A 15094-nucleotide genomic window follows, 5' to 3' on the forward strand; every position below is an offset into this window, starting at 1 on the left:
ATGCGCCCTACCCTGACTCACCTGGCCCTGCACGTCCCCGATCTCGACGCCTGCATCGCCTTCTATCAACGTTTCTGCGCCATGCAGGTGATCCACGAGCGCCCCGGCAAGGGCACACGCATCGTCTGGATGGCCGAGCCGGGCAAGGAACACCAGTTCATCTTCGTGATCATGCCGGGCGGGCAAGACCGTAACCTGGCTGCTAATGACTACAGCCACTTCGGCTTTGCCCTGGGCAGCCGCGCAGAGGTCGATCGCATCGCCGCCATGGCCGAGGACGACGGCTGCCTGATCTGGGCACCACGCGACGAACCCTATCCGGTTGGCTATTACTGCGGCCTGCGCGACCCGGCCGGCAATTACGTCGAGTTCAGCTACGGCCAGCCGCTCGGGCCTGGCTCCGAGGAAATGCCCATCCCCTGAAATGCAAAACGCCACCCGAGGGTGGCGTTTCGTTTACCTTAAGGCGTATCAGAACGCCTTGCCAGTCTTGTACAGGTTCTCGAAGCAGAAATTGGTCGCGTCGATGTAACCTTCGGCGCTACCGCAATCGAAACGCTGGCCCTTGAACTTGTATGCCATCACGCAGCCCTGCTGGGCCTGGCGCATCAGCGCATCAGTGATCTGGATTTCGCCACCCTTGCCCGGCGGTGTGCTGCGAATCAGATCGAAGATATCCGGGGTGAGGATGTAGCGGCCGATGATCGCCAGGTTCGACGGCGCGTCCTCGGGCTTGGGCTTCTCCACCATGTTGCTGACGCGGTAGATGTCATCGCGGATCATCTCGCCGGCGATCACACCATACTTGGACGTCTCGTCCTTCGGCACTTCCTGAATCGCCACGATGGAGCAGCGGAACTGGTTGTACAGCTTGACCATCTGCGCCAGTACGCTATCGCCTTCCAGGTTCAGGCACAGGTCGTCGGCCAGAACCACGGCGAACGGCTCGTCACCGATCAGCGGCTGACCGCAGAGGATGGCGTGGCCCAGGCCTTTCATTTCGACCTGACGGGTGTAGGAGAAGCTGCACTCGTCGATCAGACGGCGGATGCCAACCAGGTACTTCTCCTTGTCGGTGCCCTTGATCTGGTGTTCGAGCTCGTAGCTCACGTCAAAATGGTCTTCCAGCGCACGCTTGCCGCGGCCGGTGACGATGGAGATCTGGTTGAGGCCAGCCTCGAGTGCCTCTTCAACCCCATATTGAATCAGTGGCTTGTTCACCACCGGCAACATTTCCTTGGGCATTGCCTTGGTAGCAGGCAGGAAGCGCGTGCCGTAACCGGCAGCGGGGAACAGGCATTTCTTGATCATGGGACTCCCTAGTGGGGATGGTTGGAATGCGCGCTCAGTCTATCAAGCCGCGCTAGCCTTACAACTGCCGCTTGCAGGTCGACCGATGCCGCGATAAAGAAACCCCAGCTCCGCCAGCTGATCGGCGTCATAGATGTTGCGCCCGTCGAACAGCACCGGCATGCGCATCGCACCGCGAATACGCGGGAAGTCCGGCTGACGGAACTGCTTCCACTCCGTCACCAGCACCAGCGCATCGGCACCCTGGGCGACAGCATAGGGGGATTCGCTCAGCACCAGTTGCCCCGCCTCGACGGCCGCCGCATAGCGTGCAGCAACAGCTGCCGTAGCAGCAGGGTCGCAAGCCTGCACCTTGGCGCCGGCGGTCAGCAGTGCGTCTAGCAGCACCAGACTGGGCGCTTCACGCAGATCGTCAGTACCGGGCTTGAATGCCAGCCCCCAGAGCGCGACGACCCGCCCCTGCAAGTGGCCATTGAAATGCTCGCGCAGGGCCTGGAACAGCAGCGTTTTCTGCAACGCATTGCGCGCTTCGACCGCACGCAGGATGCCCGGCTCGATGCCCTCGTGCTCAGCCGTACGGATCAGCGCTTTCACATCCTTGGGAAAGCACGAGCCGCCATAACCGCAACCGGCGTAGATGAAGTGCGTGCCGATACGCCGGTCGCTACCTATACCGCGGCGTACCTCCTCGATATCCACGCCCAACCGCGCGCAGATACCTGCCATCTCGTTGATAAAGGAAATCTTGGTTGCCAGAAAGGCATTGGCCGCGTACTTGCTGAACTCGGCGGCGCGCACGCCCATGCACAACAGGCGATCGTGATTGCGCAGAAATGGCGCATACAGCCGGCGCAGCAACTCGCGCCCACGTTCGTCGTCGCAGCCGACGATCACCCGATCAGGGCGCATGAAATCCTCGACTGCAGAGCCTTCCTTGAGAAACTCCGGATTGCTCGCCACGGTCACCCGCGCTCGTTGCTCCCGACGTGCCAGACCAGCGTTGATACGCTGCGCCACACGCTCAGCGGTGCCCACCGGCACCGTAGACTTGTCCACGACCAGGCACGCATGATCGAGCCGTTCACCCAGCTCGTCGGCAACCGCCAGTACATGGCTCAGATCGGCCGAACCGTCCTCGCCACTGGGCGTACCCACCGCAATGAAAATCACCTCGGCGCGACGGATGCCGGCCTTCAACTGCGAAGTGAAACTGAGCTGCCCACCGGCTAACTGCGCCCTAAGCATCGCCTCCAGGCCAGGTTCGTAGATCGGCGCCTCACCTCGCGAAAGCATCGCGACGCGCTGCGGATCTCGCTCGACGCAGACCACCTGATTGCCCATCTCGGCAAAACAGGTGGCCGTCACCAAACCTACGTACCCTGCTCCAATCACGCATATCTGCATCGCAGCATCCTCCTGGCCTATGCTGCGATTGCAACCAATCGCGGTGGCAGCGATATGACGGAACGACGAAGGAATGATGACAGGCGTATATGTACGCATCATGGGTACACATAGCGTGAAAATTGTGGGGACCAGAAAAACAAAAGCCCCTGTAGGTTTACCTGCAGGGGCTTTGCGAAAGTGGTGGTGAAGAACAGATTCGAACCCGTGTCGGTAGCGTGTCAGTCCATGTCAAACCCGCTCAATAGGGGCTTTACGCTCCCCTCACCGGCTCGTTTCGTCGCTATTCGGCTCTATGATTTCGGCACTCAACCGGCACGCAGCTCGTTGATCAACTCCGGGTGCCGGCCCAGGATCTTGAACAACTGCACCAATGGTTGCGGTGCTTCCGTACTGCCTCGCTCATAGCGAGAAAACGCATTCGGGCCACCACCGAACAGCTCGGCGGCTTCGCGCTGGCTCAACCGCAACTGCTTACGCACACTGCGAATAAGCTCCTGATTGCCGTCCTGGGCGCTCACCTGCTGGCGAAACTCGTTCATGGCACGCATAACGCGCTCACTCTCAGCCGGCCCAGTCAGGGACTCGCCGCACGCATCGCACCAGTCAGCCGTTACTGCAGTAATTTGGGTGGTCTGCCCCTTGTAGGTGAAGGGCATATCGCGGGTGTCGTGAACCAGTTCCGCCCCGCCGCATACTGGACATTTCATGGTCACTTCTCCTTGAAGGAAACGATCAGCAGATCGGCCACCAGCGTGAACTTCAGATAGACCTGCCCGAATTCGGTGTCGGGTCGGTAAACGTCCTGCCAGCTAGTATGATCCGCATAGGTTGTCATGCTCTTGAAAAAGTCGCGGCTGTTCAGGGCACTGATGACGGCCAGCATGTCAGCCATCTCCATACCCAGCTCGGCACCCCCTTCCAGGGCTACGCGGGTGAAGCGATAACGCTGATCGGCTACGGCCTGCTTCACCAGCTCAAGCTTGAAATGGGGTTTGCGCTTTTCCATGCCGCACAAAATAACCTTTTAGGTTAATCTCTTCAAGGGAGCGTCCATGCCAAACGACAAACGCCAGCAACTACGCAATCAGTTGCTGGCTGGTGCCGAATCCAAGCCAGCAAAGCCTGCCAACCAGCGATATTTCGCTAGCCTGCGCGAACGTGTACGGCACTCCAGGCAGTCACCTGCTCCATCGAATTGAAGCGAGCAGTTGGCTGATTAGCGTCTTGAGCCGAGAGAAGAGCGACAAGCCAGAAATCAAAAAGCCCCGAAAGCTTGTCAGCTTTCAGGGCTTTAGGTATTGCGAAAGTGGCGGTGAAGAAGAGATTCGAACTCTTGATACGGTTTCCCGTATACACACTTTCCAGGCGTGCTCCTTCAACCACTCGGACACTTCACCGGATCTCGACGTTTTGGCGTTTACCCCGTCGAGGCGCGCTAATGTAGTCGAATGTTTTCCCGATGGCAAATTTTTTTTAAAGGATTCATGCGCTTAAGAGCGAAGCGGGTTTTCGTCGTGCTTCTCGCAGGGCTGCTCGTCGAAGCGAATGTGGCCGAACAGCAGAAAACCCAGGGACATGAACAGGCCCAAGCCGAATAGCAGCAGCACGCCGGACGGGCTGCGCAGGTAGAAGGTTTCGCTGAGCACGACCGATGCCAGCAGCAGGCCGATCACGGCAAACATATAAAGGATGGAGTAGAGGGTGTTCATGGGGCAGCTCCTTCGGTTCGCTGCTCACCATAAAGGCCTGGCTTTGCGTTCGACCAATTGCCATCCGGCATAGCCGCGATAGGCAAAAACACTGACCAGCCAGTCAGCCGCGGCGCTTTACCAGAGCGCTGCGGCTGAGTACCTTCTGCCCACATTCGCCCCCAAGGCTCTAACAAGGAAAACCGCCATGAGCGACCTGATCAGCTACCAACTCGACGACGGCATCGCCACCCTCACCCTGAGCAATGGCAAGGTCAACGCCATCTCGCCTGAAGTGATCGCTGCGTTCAATGCCGCCCTCGACCGCGCCGAGCAGGATCGCGCTATCGTCATCATCACCGGCCAGCCGGGCATTCTTTCCGGCGGCTATGACTTGAAGGTGATGACCTCGGGCCCGCAGAATGCAATCAACCTGGTCGCTGCTGGCTCTACCCTGGCGCGGCGCATGCTCGCTCACCCCTACCCGATCATCGTCGCCTGCGCTGGTCATGCCGTGGCCAAGGGTGCGTTCATCCTGCTGTCGGCCGATTACCGTATCGGCGTGGAAGGCCCGTTCAATATCGGCCTGAATGAAGTGCAGATCGGCATGACCATGCACCACGTCGGTATCGAGCTGGCTCGTGATCGCCTGCGCAAGTCGGCATTCCACCGTTCGGTGATCAATGGCGAGATGTTCGACCCGGCTGGCGCGGTAGATGCCGGCTTCCTGGACAAGGTGGTGCCGGCCGAACAATTGCAGGCTACCGCTCAGGCGGTGGCTCAGCAGATGAAGAAGATCAACATGACCGCGCACAAGAACACCAAGCTGAAGGTGCGCAAGGCGCTGCTGGAAACCCTGGATGCCGCCATCGAGATGGACAAGCAGCATCTGCTGTAAGCACTCGGCGACCCATAAATGAAAAGCGCCGCTTCCGTTGAGGTCGCGGCGCTTTTTTCTTTGCGCGTCTAGCCAGTTAATCCGCCGGCGACTGTCGGTGCGTGCGGCGCACCCTACGGATTAGCCGGAGTAGTCCAAAGCGGTCCAGGCTCGGCTCAGGCCTTGTGCGAGCACGCAACCGGGCTTGCTCAGTTGCTCGTTGAAGGCGGCCGGCAACAGCGTGGTTTCACCTTCTGCAGCGCCATGGCGTTCGGTCAGCCACTGCAGCTTGCCGCAGTTGGGCGTTTCGATCACGTAACTGGCGGCTATGTTTGAGTGATGGCTGGGCAGTCGAATCACGTCGAGCACCGTGCCCACCTCCTCGACACGCTGGCCATCGGAGACCAGTACGGCCCAGGCCTGTTCGCCCTCGATCACCAGATAGGCACCGTTGGCTTGGGGTCGCTCGACCTGGGGCTGAGCGCAGCCGTACAGGAAGACCGATAGCACAATCGTCATCAACATCTGTTGCATTGCCAATTCTCCTCTCGCAAGGCGCCCGTTTTGTGGGCGGATAGGTCTGCAGTGGCCTTACTATTCACCAATACTGTTTATTTGTACAGTTCTTTTGAATTAGGCTTGGCATCACAGGTAAATGATCGATTGCACAGGAGCGCCATCATGCTGGACGTACTGCAGCTGAAACACCGAGTGAACCGAATGCCGCTGGAGCGGGTACGCGAGATGGTCGAGGAACTGCAGCTCGAGGGCATCGTCACCGAGAGCCGCACCCCCTTCAATCGTCAGCACTTCAATACCTGCTTCGCCGAGATCGAGGCGCTGCTGCAGCGCGCTGGCTACCATCGGCAATTGGATGTGGTCGGTTACCAGGGGCTGGCCTATGCGCTGTTCGATCCAGCTCGCTGGGAAGCCGTAGAAGTGTTGCGTTGGCTGCGCGACTTCGTCGAGGAGGCGCGCGTTCAACCAGCCTCCTGACGACCCCAAAAGGCTCAGCGGTGCCCGCTCATGCACGGCAATGGCTCAGAAGTATACGAAGTGAGCCGCGCGCGGACTGGCTCCTAGATTGGATAAAACACTTCATAAAGAATCTGTAACTTATTGATTGTTAATAGCTAAGAATTGACAGGCCGGCATCTTTATTGTGCCTGTCAGGCGCCGAATATCCGTGCTCGGCCGTCGTACACGAAAGCTGGCAAGCCCTTTGCTTTGTCCCTGTCAATCATCCTATGTAGCACGCCAACGGTGGCGGGCCGAGGATCACGGACAACGGCGTCCGTCAGGTCACCTTCCTCTCATCGAGGTGGCCTGGCGTACGCCGTTTTTTGTTTATGCGCCTGACAAGGATTAGATCCATGACCGATCGTGATTCGAACAAGCCCCTGGCCACCAGCCGCCGTAACTTCCTCAAGCAATCCATCGCCCTGGCCGGCGCCGTGAGCGGCATCGCCGCACTCGGTCTGTCAGCGCCGGCTTCGCTGCGCAGCGCAGCCTGGGCGGCCGGCTCCGATGCGCCGGAGAAAGCCGCGCTGAACGTCGGCTTCATTCCCCTGACTGATTGCGCTTCAGTGGTGGTCGCCGCAACCCAGGGTTTTGGCGAGAAATACGGCCTGACTATCAACCCGAGCAAGGAGGCCTCCTGGGCCGGCGTGCGCGACAAGCTCAACACCGGCGAACTGGATGCTGCCCACGTGCTCTACGGCATGATGTACGGCGCCCAGCTCGGCCTGGCCGGGCCACAGCGGGACATGGCAGTGCTGATGGGGCTGAACCAGAATGGCCAGGCCATCACTCTGTCCAAGCAACTGCGCGAGGCCGGCGTGACCAACGGCACGCAACTGGCCGAGCACGTGAAGAAAGGCGGTAACCCGCTGACCTTCGCCCAGACCTTCCCCACCGGCACCCACGCCATGTGGCTGTATTACTGGCTGGCCAGCGTCGGTATCAATCCGATGAGCGACGTGAAGACCATCGTCGTGCCGCCGCCGCAGATGGTGGCTAACATGCGCGTCGGCAACATGGACGGTTTCTGCGTCGGCGAGCCCTGGGGCGCGCGGGCGATCTTCGACAAGATCGGTTTCACCGCCACCACCACGCAGCAGATCTGGCCGGACCATCCGGAGAAGGTACTCGGCACCACCCGCGCCTTTATCGAGCAGTATCCCAATGCCGCCCGCGCACTGATCATGGCGATTCTCGATGCCAGCCGCTTCATCGAGGCCAGCGAGGAGAACCGCAAGAGTACCGCCAAGCTGATTTCCGGCAAGGCGTACGTCAACGCGCCGGTGCAGGTGATCGAGCCGCGCTTTCTCGCCCAATACGAGGACGGCCTCGGCAACAGCTGGAAGGACGAACACGCCATGGCCTTCTGCAAGGATGGCAGCGTCAACTTCCCCTATCACTCCGATGGCATGTGGTTCCTCACCCAGTTCAAGCGCTGGGGCCTGCTCAAGGATGCGCCGGATTACGCGGCGGTGGCCGCCCAGGTCAACCAAACCGCGCTCTACGCCGAGGCCGCTGGCGCGCTGAAACTGCCCGTGCCGAGCAGCCCGCTGCGCAGCAGCACGTTGATCGACGGCGTGGTCTGGGACGGCAGCAATCCGGCCGCCTACGCCGACTCCTTCGCCATCAAAGCCTGACCGGAGGTGAGCATGAATGCGCCCCTGAAAACCCCGTTGCCGCCGATCGCCAAACCGCGTTTCTCTGCGCAAGCCTTGCTGCCCAGCGCCGCCGCACTGGGCAGCCTGTTCAAGGCAGGCATCGCCCCGCTGTTGGGCATCATCGCCTTCATCGGCTTCTGGTCGCTGCTGGCGCAGTACAGTGAAGGCCTGCCAGGCCCCTTGAGCACCTGGCAAGCCGCCCTGGTGCTGTTCGCTGATCCTTTCTACGACAACGGCCCCAACGACATGGGCATCGGCTGGAACATCCTCAACTCGCTCGGCCGCGTCGGCGTCGGCTTCGGCCTCGCCGCGCTGGTGGGCATTCCCCTGGGTTTTGCCATCGGCCGTTTCACCTTTCTCGCCGGCATGCTCGCGCCGATCATCAGCCTGCTGCGCCCGGTTTCGCCGCTGGCCTGGCTGCCGATCGGCCTGCTGGTGTTCGAGGCGGCGGGCCCGGCTTCGATCTGGGTGATATTCATCAGCTCGATCTGGCCAATCATCCTCAACACCGCCGCCGGCGTGGCCAGCGTGCCGCAGGATTACCTGAACGTGGCCCGGGTGCTCAAGCTGTCAGAGTTCAAGGTGCTGACGCGCATCCTGTTTCCCGCCGTGCTGCCGCACCTGATGACCGGCATCCGCCTGGCCATCGGCGTGGCCTGGCTGGTGATCGTCGCCGCGGAGATGCTCACCGGCGGTATTGGTCTGGGCTTCTGGGTGTGGGACGAATGGAACAACCTCAACGTCGAGCACATTCTCATCGCCATCATCATCGTCGGCCTGGTCGGCCTGGCGCTGGAGCAGATGCTGCTGTTGATCGCCAAACGCTTTGACTACGCAAGCTGAAGCGGCGCGTTCGGCCAACTCATAGCCCGGATGCAAGCCGGAACGCGACCTCCGTTTCCACGGATTGCATCGGGCTACGCAACCTACAAGTCAGTTCAACAATAGACGCCAAGTCTTTGTTTTAAATGAAAGTGCCTCTGATTGAATTCGGAGCACAGCGCCAGAACGGGAGAACTCCGATGGACAAATTCGTGGAGCTGACTTCTGTCAGCAAGCACTTCGACACCAAGAAAGGCCGCTTCCAGGCACTGGCAGACGTCAACCTGAGCATCGCTCGCGGCGAGTTCGTGGCGCTGATCGGCCATTCCGGCTGCGGCAAATCCACCGTACTCAACCTGATCGCCGGCCTGCTCGACGCCAACGAAGGTGGGCTGATCTGCAACGGTCGCGAGATCGACGGCCCCGGCCCGGAGCGCGCCGTGGTGTTCCAGAACCACAGCCTGCTGCCCTGGATGACCTGCTTCGGTAACGTCCACCTGGCCGTGGAAAAGGTCTTCGGTGCACGTGAAAACAAGGCCCAGCTCCAGGCCCGCACCGAGCAGGCGCTGAACATGGTCGGCCTCAACCATGCCATGCACAAGCACCCCAACGAGATATCCGGTGGCATGAAGCAGCGCGTAGGCATTGCGCGCGCCCTGGCCATGGAGCCCAAAGTGCTGCTGATGGACGAACCGTTCGGTGCCCTCGATGCGCTGACCCGCGCACACCTGCAGGACGAACTGCTGCGCATCGTCGGGCAGACCCAAAGCACTGTGGTGATGGTCACGCATGATGTTGACGAGGCTGTGCTGCTGTCCGATCGCATCGTGATGATGACCAACGGCCCGGCCGCTACCGTCGGCGAAATCCTCGCCGTCGACCTGCCGCGCCCGCGTGACCGCCTGGCGCTGGCCAATGACCCGCAGTACCACGCCTACCGCACCGCCGTGCTGGAATTCCTCTACCAGCGCCAGCAACGCCCGGCCGCCTGAGCGCAATGAACCGCTCTGGCGCAAGGGCCGGGGCGGTTGAACCTCTGCTCCATCGCAGGGACGAACAAGGCCCTCAACCGACAAGCAGAGAATCCCGTGCTCGATCTCACCACCTGGAATCTGTCGATTCCCACCGAACCGGCACCGACCACCATCACCACCGAACGGCTGAATAACGGTTATGAGAGCCGTTACTTTCGGCGCAATGCCGACGGTAGCGTGACCTTCTGGGTGCCGGTTACCGGTTCGACCACGCCCGATGCGCGTTATCCACGTAGCGAACTGCGCGAAACCCAGCACGACGGCACACTCGATAACTGGCTGCATGCCAGTTCGGACAGCTATCTCAGTGCCGTGCTGCAGGTCGACCAGGTGCCCAGCCGCAACAAGGTGGTGATCGGTCAGATCCACAGCACCGATGCGCCAGGCAGCCAGAACGATCCGCTGCTCAAGCTGCAATATCACTATCGACGAGGTGTTGGCCGGGTGGAAGCACTGCTGCGTGCCCGCCCAGGCGACAGCGAGGTGCAGAACATCCTGCTGGCCGAGAACATCCAGCTTGGCGAGCGCTTCGGCTACGACCTGCGCGTCACGCCCAGCGGACGCATCGGCATCAGCGTGGCCAGCACCGATGGCGACAATGGCTCGCTCTACCGCCAGTTGAGCAGCAGTTGGAGCAAGCAGTACCTGTACTTCAAGGCGGGCGCCTATATCCAGGACAATTCCGGAGCGGATAGCGAAGGTGGTCGGGTCACGTTCTATCACCTCAACAGCCTGCACCGCTGAGGAACGCGGCGGTTTACAATCGCCGCCCTCCTAGACGAAGGCTCGACCATGGCACGCCTGACCCTCGATTTTCCCGAAGACCAGTACTGCTACAGCACTCACCTGACCGTGCGCGTTACCGACATCAACGGTGCCAACCATCTGGGCAATGACTCGATGATCTCGATGATTTCCGAGGCACGCGCCCGCTTCCTCTTCGAGTTCGGCATTCGCGAAACCGACGGCAAAGGCACTGGAATCATCGTCACCGACCTGGCCACCACCTACAGGGCCGAGGCCCATGCCCGCGACCAGCTGCTGTTCGAAGTCGGCGTGATTGATTTCAACCGATATGGCGGTGATATCACCTTCCGCATCACCCGTCCGGCCGACGGCACGCTGGTGGCCATGGCCAAGTCCGGCTTCGTGTTCTTCGATTATCGTCAGTCGAAGGTGGTGCCGATGCCGGAAGCCTTCAGCGCCAAGTTCCCCAAGGTCAATCGGCTCGACTGACTCAGCGATTCCAATGCTTCAGGGCCCCGGGCGAACAGGCGTCTGGCAAAACTTGCACAGTTATTGCTGCTAATAACGTGACACATTGTCATTCGTCTGCTACGCCTAGGTCAGAACAGAAAAAAGGGGGGATCGAGGATGACCGACACCTACCGCCGTGCCCGTCAGGCGGGGCTGCTGAGCAATCTGCTGGCAATCGCCCTGCTGACCCTGCCGCTACCCACTCACGCAACCAGCGTTGCCCAACTTTCCAGCGTCCAATCACACGCCACTCTCAGCACGCACCGTAGCTGAGCGCAGCGCTCGCCCCGTTCGGGGGCATCGATGGCGCAAACGCCTCGTTTTGCGGCAGCACGGCGCTGGCTGAAGCTGCGTAGCGCCTGATCCCAGGGCCTCTGCTCGGTTGGCTCGGCTCTTGCTTATTCCCTCGCACCAGGTAGCCAACGGCGGCCACCTCCCTCACGACAAAGACGTCGCCTCACCTCGCCTTCATGGCCTGTGGTGAAGCGGCGTTTTTTTTCGTGTTCGCCCCAGTGACCGGGGCCGGCGCAGGCATCGCGATCCGAGCCTGCACCGCAATCGCTCAAACCTGCTGTGGCTTCGGCCGCAGGGCTCTGCACCACAAGTGCAGGGCCTTCCCGGCAGGCGCGGCCGCCGTGTCCACGACCACGGTTCGCCGCGCCTGGCCGGGCTCCTTCTCGCTGATGAGGTGATCGATGAATACAAGTTTCTGGAAAGCCGGCCACGCCCCCACCCTGTTTGCCGCCTTCCTCTATTTCGACCTGAGCTTCATGGTCTGGTACCTGCTCGGCCCACTGGCGGTGCAGATCGCTACCGACCTCGACCTCAACGCCCAGCAACGCGGCCTGATGGTGGCCACGCCGATTCTCGCCGGTGCCGTGCTGCGCCTGCTGATGGGATTCCTCTGTGACCGCCTGTCACCGAAGACTGCTGGCCTGCTCGGTCAGGTGGTGGTGATCGTCGCGTTGTTCTGCGCCTGGCAGATCGGCATCGGCAGCTATGAGCAAGCATTGCTACTCGGCCTGTTCCTCGGCTTTGCCGGCGCCGCCTTCGCCGTGGCCCTGCCGCTGGCTTCGCAGTGGTACCCGCCGCAACACCAGGGCAAGGCCATGGGCATTGCCGGCGCCGGCAACTCCGGTACGGTTCTGGCGGCGCTGTTCGCCCCGGGCCTGGCGGCACTGTCCGGCTGGCAGAACGTATTCGGCTGGGCGCTGATCCCGCTGCTGGCGACCCTGGTGGTCTTCGCCCTGGTGGCCAAGAATGCGCCGGAGCGACCCAAGCCCAAGGCCTTCGGCGACTACCTCAAGGCCCTCGGCGATCGCGACAGCTGGTGGTTCATGTTCTTCTACAGCGTCACCTTCGGCGGCTTCATCGGCCTGGCCAGCGCCCTGCCCGGCTACTTTAGCGACCAGTACGGGCTGAACCCGGTGACCGCCGGTTACTACACCGCCGCCTGCGTCTGCGCCGGCAGTCTGCTGCGCCCGCTGGGCGGCGCTCTGGCCGACCGCATCGGAGGCATTCGTACACTGCTGATGATGTATACCATCGCCTCGCTGTGCATTGCCGTGGTGGGCTTCAACCTGCCCAGCGCGACCGCTGCCCTGGCCTTTTTCGTCGCCGCCATGCTCGGCCTTGGTGCTGGCAATGGCGCGGTGTTCCAGTTGGTGCCGCAGCGTTTTCGCAGGGAAATCGGCGTGATGACCGGGCTGATCGGCATGGCCGGCGGCATCGGTGGCTTCTTCCTCGCCGCCGGCCTCGGCACCATCAAGCAGCACACCGGCGACTACCAGTTGGGACTGTGGCTATTCGCCAGCCTCGGCGTGCTGGCCTGGATCGGTCTGCACGGGGTCAAGCAGCGCTGGCGCACCACCTGGGGCAGCGCCGCAGTCACCGCCGCGCGGGTGTAAGCGAGTTCTCGACGACCAGCCACACTCCGTAGGGTGCGCCGCGCGCACCAGCGATTTGCGTCGAATCTGGTGCGCACGGCGCACTCTACGGTCCAAAGATCTACGGAAACCGCATCATGGCCCTGCAACTGAGCATCGGCGAAACCAGCGCCATCGGCCCGCGCAGCGAGAACCAGGACGCCCTGCGTGTGGTCACCCCGGCGCCGGCCCTGGCCGCCAGCAAGGGCTACCTGCTCGGTCTGGCCGATGGCGTCAGCCAGTGCGCCGACGGCGGCCTGGCCGCACGCGCGACCCTGCAGGCGCTGGCACTGGATTACTACTCCACCCCGGAAACCTGGCCGGTTCAGCACAGCCTGGACCGCCTGCTCATTGCCCATAACCGCTGGCTACAGGCCAACGGCGGCGGCCAGCCGCTGCTGACCACCCTCACCGCCCTGGTGCTGCGCGGGCGGCGCTACACCCTGGCGCACATCGGCGACAGCCGCGCCTACCTGTGGCGCAACGGCCAGCTGCTGCGCCTGACCGAGGACCATGTGTGGGAACAGCCGGGCATGCAGCACGTGCTCAAGCGCGCCATGGGTCTGGATCAACACCTGGTGGTGGACTACCGCGACGGCGAGCTGCAGGCCGGCGACCGTTTCCTGCTGGTCAGCGACGGCGTCTGGGCCTGCCTTAACGACAAGCGCATCGGCGAATTGCTGCAACGAGACGATGACGCCGAAGCGATCTGCCAGGCACTGGTCGACGAGGCGCACCACGCCGGTAGCCAGGACAACGCCAGCGCCCTGCTGGTGCACATCGAGCAGCTCCCAGAAGCCGCGCTGGCCGACACCCTGGCCCAGCTCGAACATTGGCCTCTGCCGCCGCGCCTGCGTGAAGGCCAGGAGTTCGAGGGCTGGCAGGTCGAAGGCCTGCTCGGCGAATCGCGCCAGTCGCTGATCTACCGGGTGCGCGATGCTGACAACCTGCCCTGGCTGCTCAAGACCCTGCCGCCCAGCCGCGCCGGTGAGGAACAGGCCGGCCCGGCGCTGTTGCAGGAGGAGTGGTTCCTGCGCCGCGTCGCCGGTCGCCACTTCCCCGAGCTGCATGCGCTGCCGCAGCGCCAGCATCTGTATTACGTGCAGCGCGAATATGCCGGCCAGACCCTGGCCGCGCGCCTGCGCCAGAGTGGCCCGCTGGGCCTGGCCGACTGGCAGGACCTGGCCCCGCGCCTGATCAAGGCGCTCGGCCTGTTGCACCGGCGCAATATCATCCACCGCGACATCAAGCCCGAGAACCTGCTGCTCGGCGACGACGGCGAACTGCGCGTGCTCGACTTCGGCCTGGCCTACTGCCCGGGCCTGACCCGCGACGAGGCCCACAGCCTGCCCGGCACGCCCAGCTATATTGCCCCCGAAGCCTTCGCCGGTACGCCGCCCAGCGCCCAGCAGGATCTCTACGCCGCCGGCGTGACGCTCTATCACCTGCTCACCGGACACTATCCCCATGGCGAAGTCGAAGCCTTCCAGCACCCGCGCTTCGGTCAGCCGGTGCCGGCCAGCCGCTACCGCCCGGACTTGCCTGCCTGGCTCGATGAGGTCTTGAACCGCGCGGTAGCCGCCGCCCCAGCGCAGCGCTTCGAGACCGCCGAGGAGTGGCTGCTGGCACTGGAAAGTGGCGAGCGCCAATCCCTGAACAACCGCCCACGACCGCTGCTGGAGCGCGAGCCGCTACTGGTGTGGCGCAGCGTGGCGCTGGTGTCGCTGCTGCTCAACCTGCTGCTGGCGTTCCTGCAGCTCAAATAGCCCACCCCGCACCAAAGCAGCGCAAAACGCCTCTCAACGGTGCATAAACCCAACCTACAGCGCCAGCCAAGTGACTGAAAAGCCTGAAAAACCGTGACCTGATCGAGTTGGCACAAGGGCTGCATTCATAACTACCACAAACCACATAAAGCGCGACCTTCAACGACGAAGGCTGCACTTCCCGATAGAACGGGACCTGGACAAAGGCGTCCTCGCTAGGTGACTAGCGGGACGCCTTTTTTGTTTTTTTATGGCCTGCCATCCCTGGCGGCCACTCTTCGAGCCGTCGCGGAGCGACGTTAAAAATTGCTCCCGACAAATTTTTCGAC

Annotated in this window: 17 protein-coding genes and 1 tRNA gene; 11 read left to right on the forward strand and 7 right to left on the reverse strand. The window is 62.2% G+C overall.

What is annotated here, in order from left to right:
* A complete protein-coding gene (locus tag CXP40_RS01825; RefSeq protein WP_099524226.1) occupies positions 1–423 on the forward strand; it encodes a VOC family protein in 423 nt (140 codons plus the stop codon).
* A gap of 48 nt (positions 424–471) precedes the next feature.
* Here the strand turns inward: CXP40_RS01825 and galU are convergent, their stop codons facing one another.
* From galU to CXP40_RS01855, 6 genes are all read right to left on the reverse strand, one after another.
* Positions 472–1311: a UTP--glucose-1-phosphate uridylyltransferase GalU gene (galU, locus tag CXP40_RS01830; protein ID WP_003460169.1), complete on the reverse strand. Its 840-nt coding sequence runs from the start codon at positions 1309–1311 to the stop codon at positions 472–474.
* A gap of 42 nt (positions 1312–1353) precedes the next feature.
* Positions 1354–2715 carry a UDP-glucose/GDP-mannose dehydrogenase family protein gene (locus tag CXP40_RS01835; RefSeq protein WP_106732345.1) on the reverse strand — a complete coding sequence of 454 codons (1362 nt, stop codon included), beginning with the start codon at positions 2713–2715 and terminating at the stop codon, positions 1354–1356.
* 308 nt (positions 2716–3023) lie between these two features.
* Complete coding sequence (locus tag CXP40_RS01840; RefSeq protein ID WP_106732346.1) at positions 3024–3425, reverse strand: type II TA system antitoxin MqsA family protein; 402 nt, start codon at positions 3423–3425, stop codon at positions 3024–3026.
* A 2-nt stretch (positions 3426–3427) separates the two neighbouring features.
* A complete protein-coding gene (locus CXP40_RS01845) occupies positions 3428–3724 on the reverse strand; it encodes a type II toxin-antitoxin system MqsR family toxin (RefSeq protein ID WP_106732347.1) in 297 nt (98 codons plus the stop codon).
* A gap of 301 nt (positions 3725–4025) precedes the next feature.
* A tRNA-Ser gene (locus tag CXP40_RS01850) sits at positions 4026–4115 on the reverse strand.
* Between the two features lie 93 nt (positions 4116–4208).
* On the reverse strand, positions 4209–4427 hold the full coding sequence (locus tag CXP40_RS01855) for a hypothetical protein (protein ID WP_059391972.1): 219 nt from the start codon (positions 4425–4427) through the stop codon (positions 4209–4211).
* 187 nt (positions 4428–4614) lie between these two features.
* Between CXP40_RS01855 and CXP40_RS01860 the strand changes: the two genes are divergently transcribed.
* A complete protein-coding gene (locus CXP40_RS01860; protein ID WP_106732348.1) occupies positions 4615–5304 on the forward strand; it encodes a crotonase/enoyl-CoA hydratase family protein in 690 nt (229 codons plus the stop codon).
* Between the two features lie 120 nt (positions 5305–5424).
* On the opposite strand, the gene CXP40_RS01865 is transcribed toward CXP40_RS01860, so the two are convergent.
* Entirely contained in the window at positions 5425–5817 is a 393-nt protein-coding gene (locus CXP40_RS01865; protein WP_099524235.1) for a hypothetical protein, read from the reverse strand.
* 147 nt (positions 5818–5964) lie between these two features.
* On the opposite strand from CXP40_RS01865, the gene CXP40_RS01870 reads away from it, so the two are divergent.
* The 9 genes from CXP40_RS01870 to CXP40_RS01905 all read left to right on the forward strand — a co-directional run bounded on the left by CXP40_RS01870 (position 5965) and on the right by CXP40_RS01905 (position 14765).
* Positions 5965–6279, forward strand: coding sequence for a hypothetical protein (locus CXP40_RS01870; protein ID WP_012018520.1), 315 nt, complete (start codon positions 5965–5967; stop codon positions 6277–6279).
* 377 nt (positions 6280–6656) lie between these two features.
* Entirely contained in the window at positions 6657–7940 is a 1284-nt protein-coding gene (locus tag CXP40_RS01875; RefSeq protein ID WP_106732349.1) for a CmpA/NrtA family ABC transporter substrate-binding protein, read from the forward strand.
* Between the two features lie 12 nt (positions 7941–7952).
* On the forward strand, positions 7953–8804 hold the full coding sequence (gene ntrB / locus CXP40_RS01880; RefSeq protein WP_106732350.1) for a nitrate ABC transporter permease: 852 nt from the start codon (positions 7953–7955) through the stop codon (positions 8802–8804).
* Between the two features lie 179 nt (positions 8805–8983).
* Positions 8984–9775, forward strand: a complete 792-nt coding sequence (locus CXP40_RS01885) for an ABC transporter ATP-binding protein (protein ID WP_106732351.1) — start codon at positions 8984–8986, stop codon at positions 9773–9775.
* A gap of 96 nt (positions 9776–9871) precedes the next feature.
* Positions 9872–10561, forward strand: coding sequence for a polysaccharide lyase family 7 protein (locus tag CXP40_RS01890; protein ID WP_106732352.1), 690 nt, complete (start codon positions 9872–9874; stop codon positions 10559–10561).
* 48 nt (positions 10562–10609) lie between these two features.
* On the forward strand, positions 10610–11053 hold the full coding sequence (locus CXP40_RS01895) for a thioesterase family protein (RefSeq protein ID WP_106732353.1): 444 nt from the start codon (positions 10610–10612) through the stop codon (positions 11051–11053).
* A 138-nt stretch (positions 11054–11191) separates the two neighbouring features.
* A complete protein-coding gene (locus tag CXP40_RS23760; protein WP_021489007.1) occupies positions 11192–11347 on the forward strand; it encodes a hypothetical protein in 156 nt (51 codons plus the stop codon).
* 422 nt (positions 11348–11769) lie between these two features.
* Positions 11770–12981: a NarK/NasA family nitrate transporter gene (locus CXP40_RS01900; RefSeq protein WP_106732354.1), complete on the forward strand. Its 1212-nt coding sequence runs from the start codon at positions 11770–11772 to the stop codon at positions 12979–12981.
* Between the two features lie 116 nt (positions 12982–13097).
* Entirely contained in the window at positions 13098–14765 is a 1668-nt protein-coding gene (locus CXP40_RS01905; RefSeq protein ID WP_106732355.1) for a bifunctional protein-serine/threonine kinase/phosphatase, read from the forward strand.
* Positions 14766–15094 lie beyond the last annotated feature (329 nt).

The sequence above is a fragment of the Pseudomonas sp. YY-1 genome, from assembly GCF_002843095.1.
GTDB classification, from domain to species: Bacteria; Pseudomonadota; Gammaproteobacteria; order Pseudomonadales; family Pseudomonadaceae; genus Aquipseudomonas; species Aquipseudomonas sediminis_A.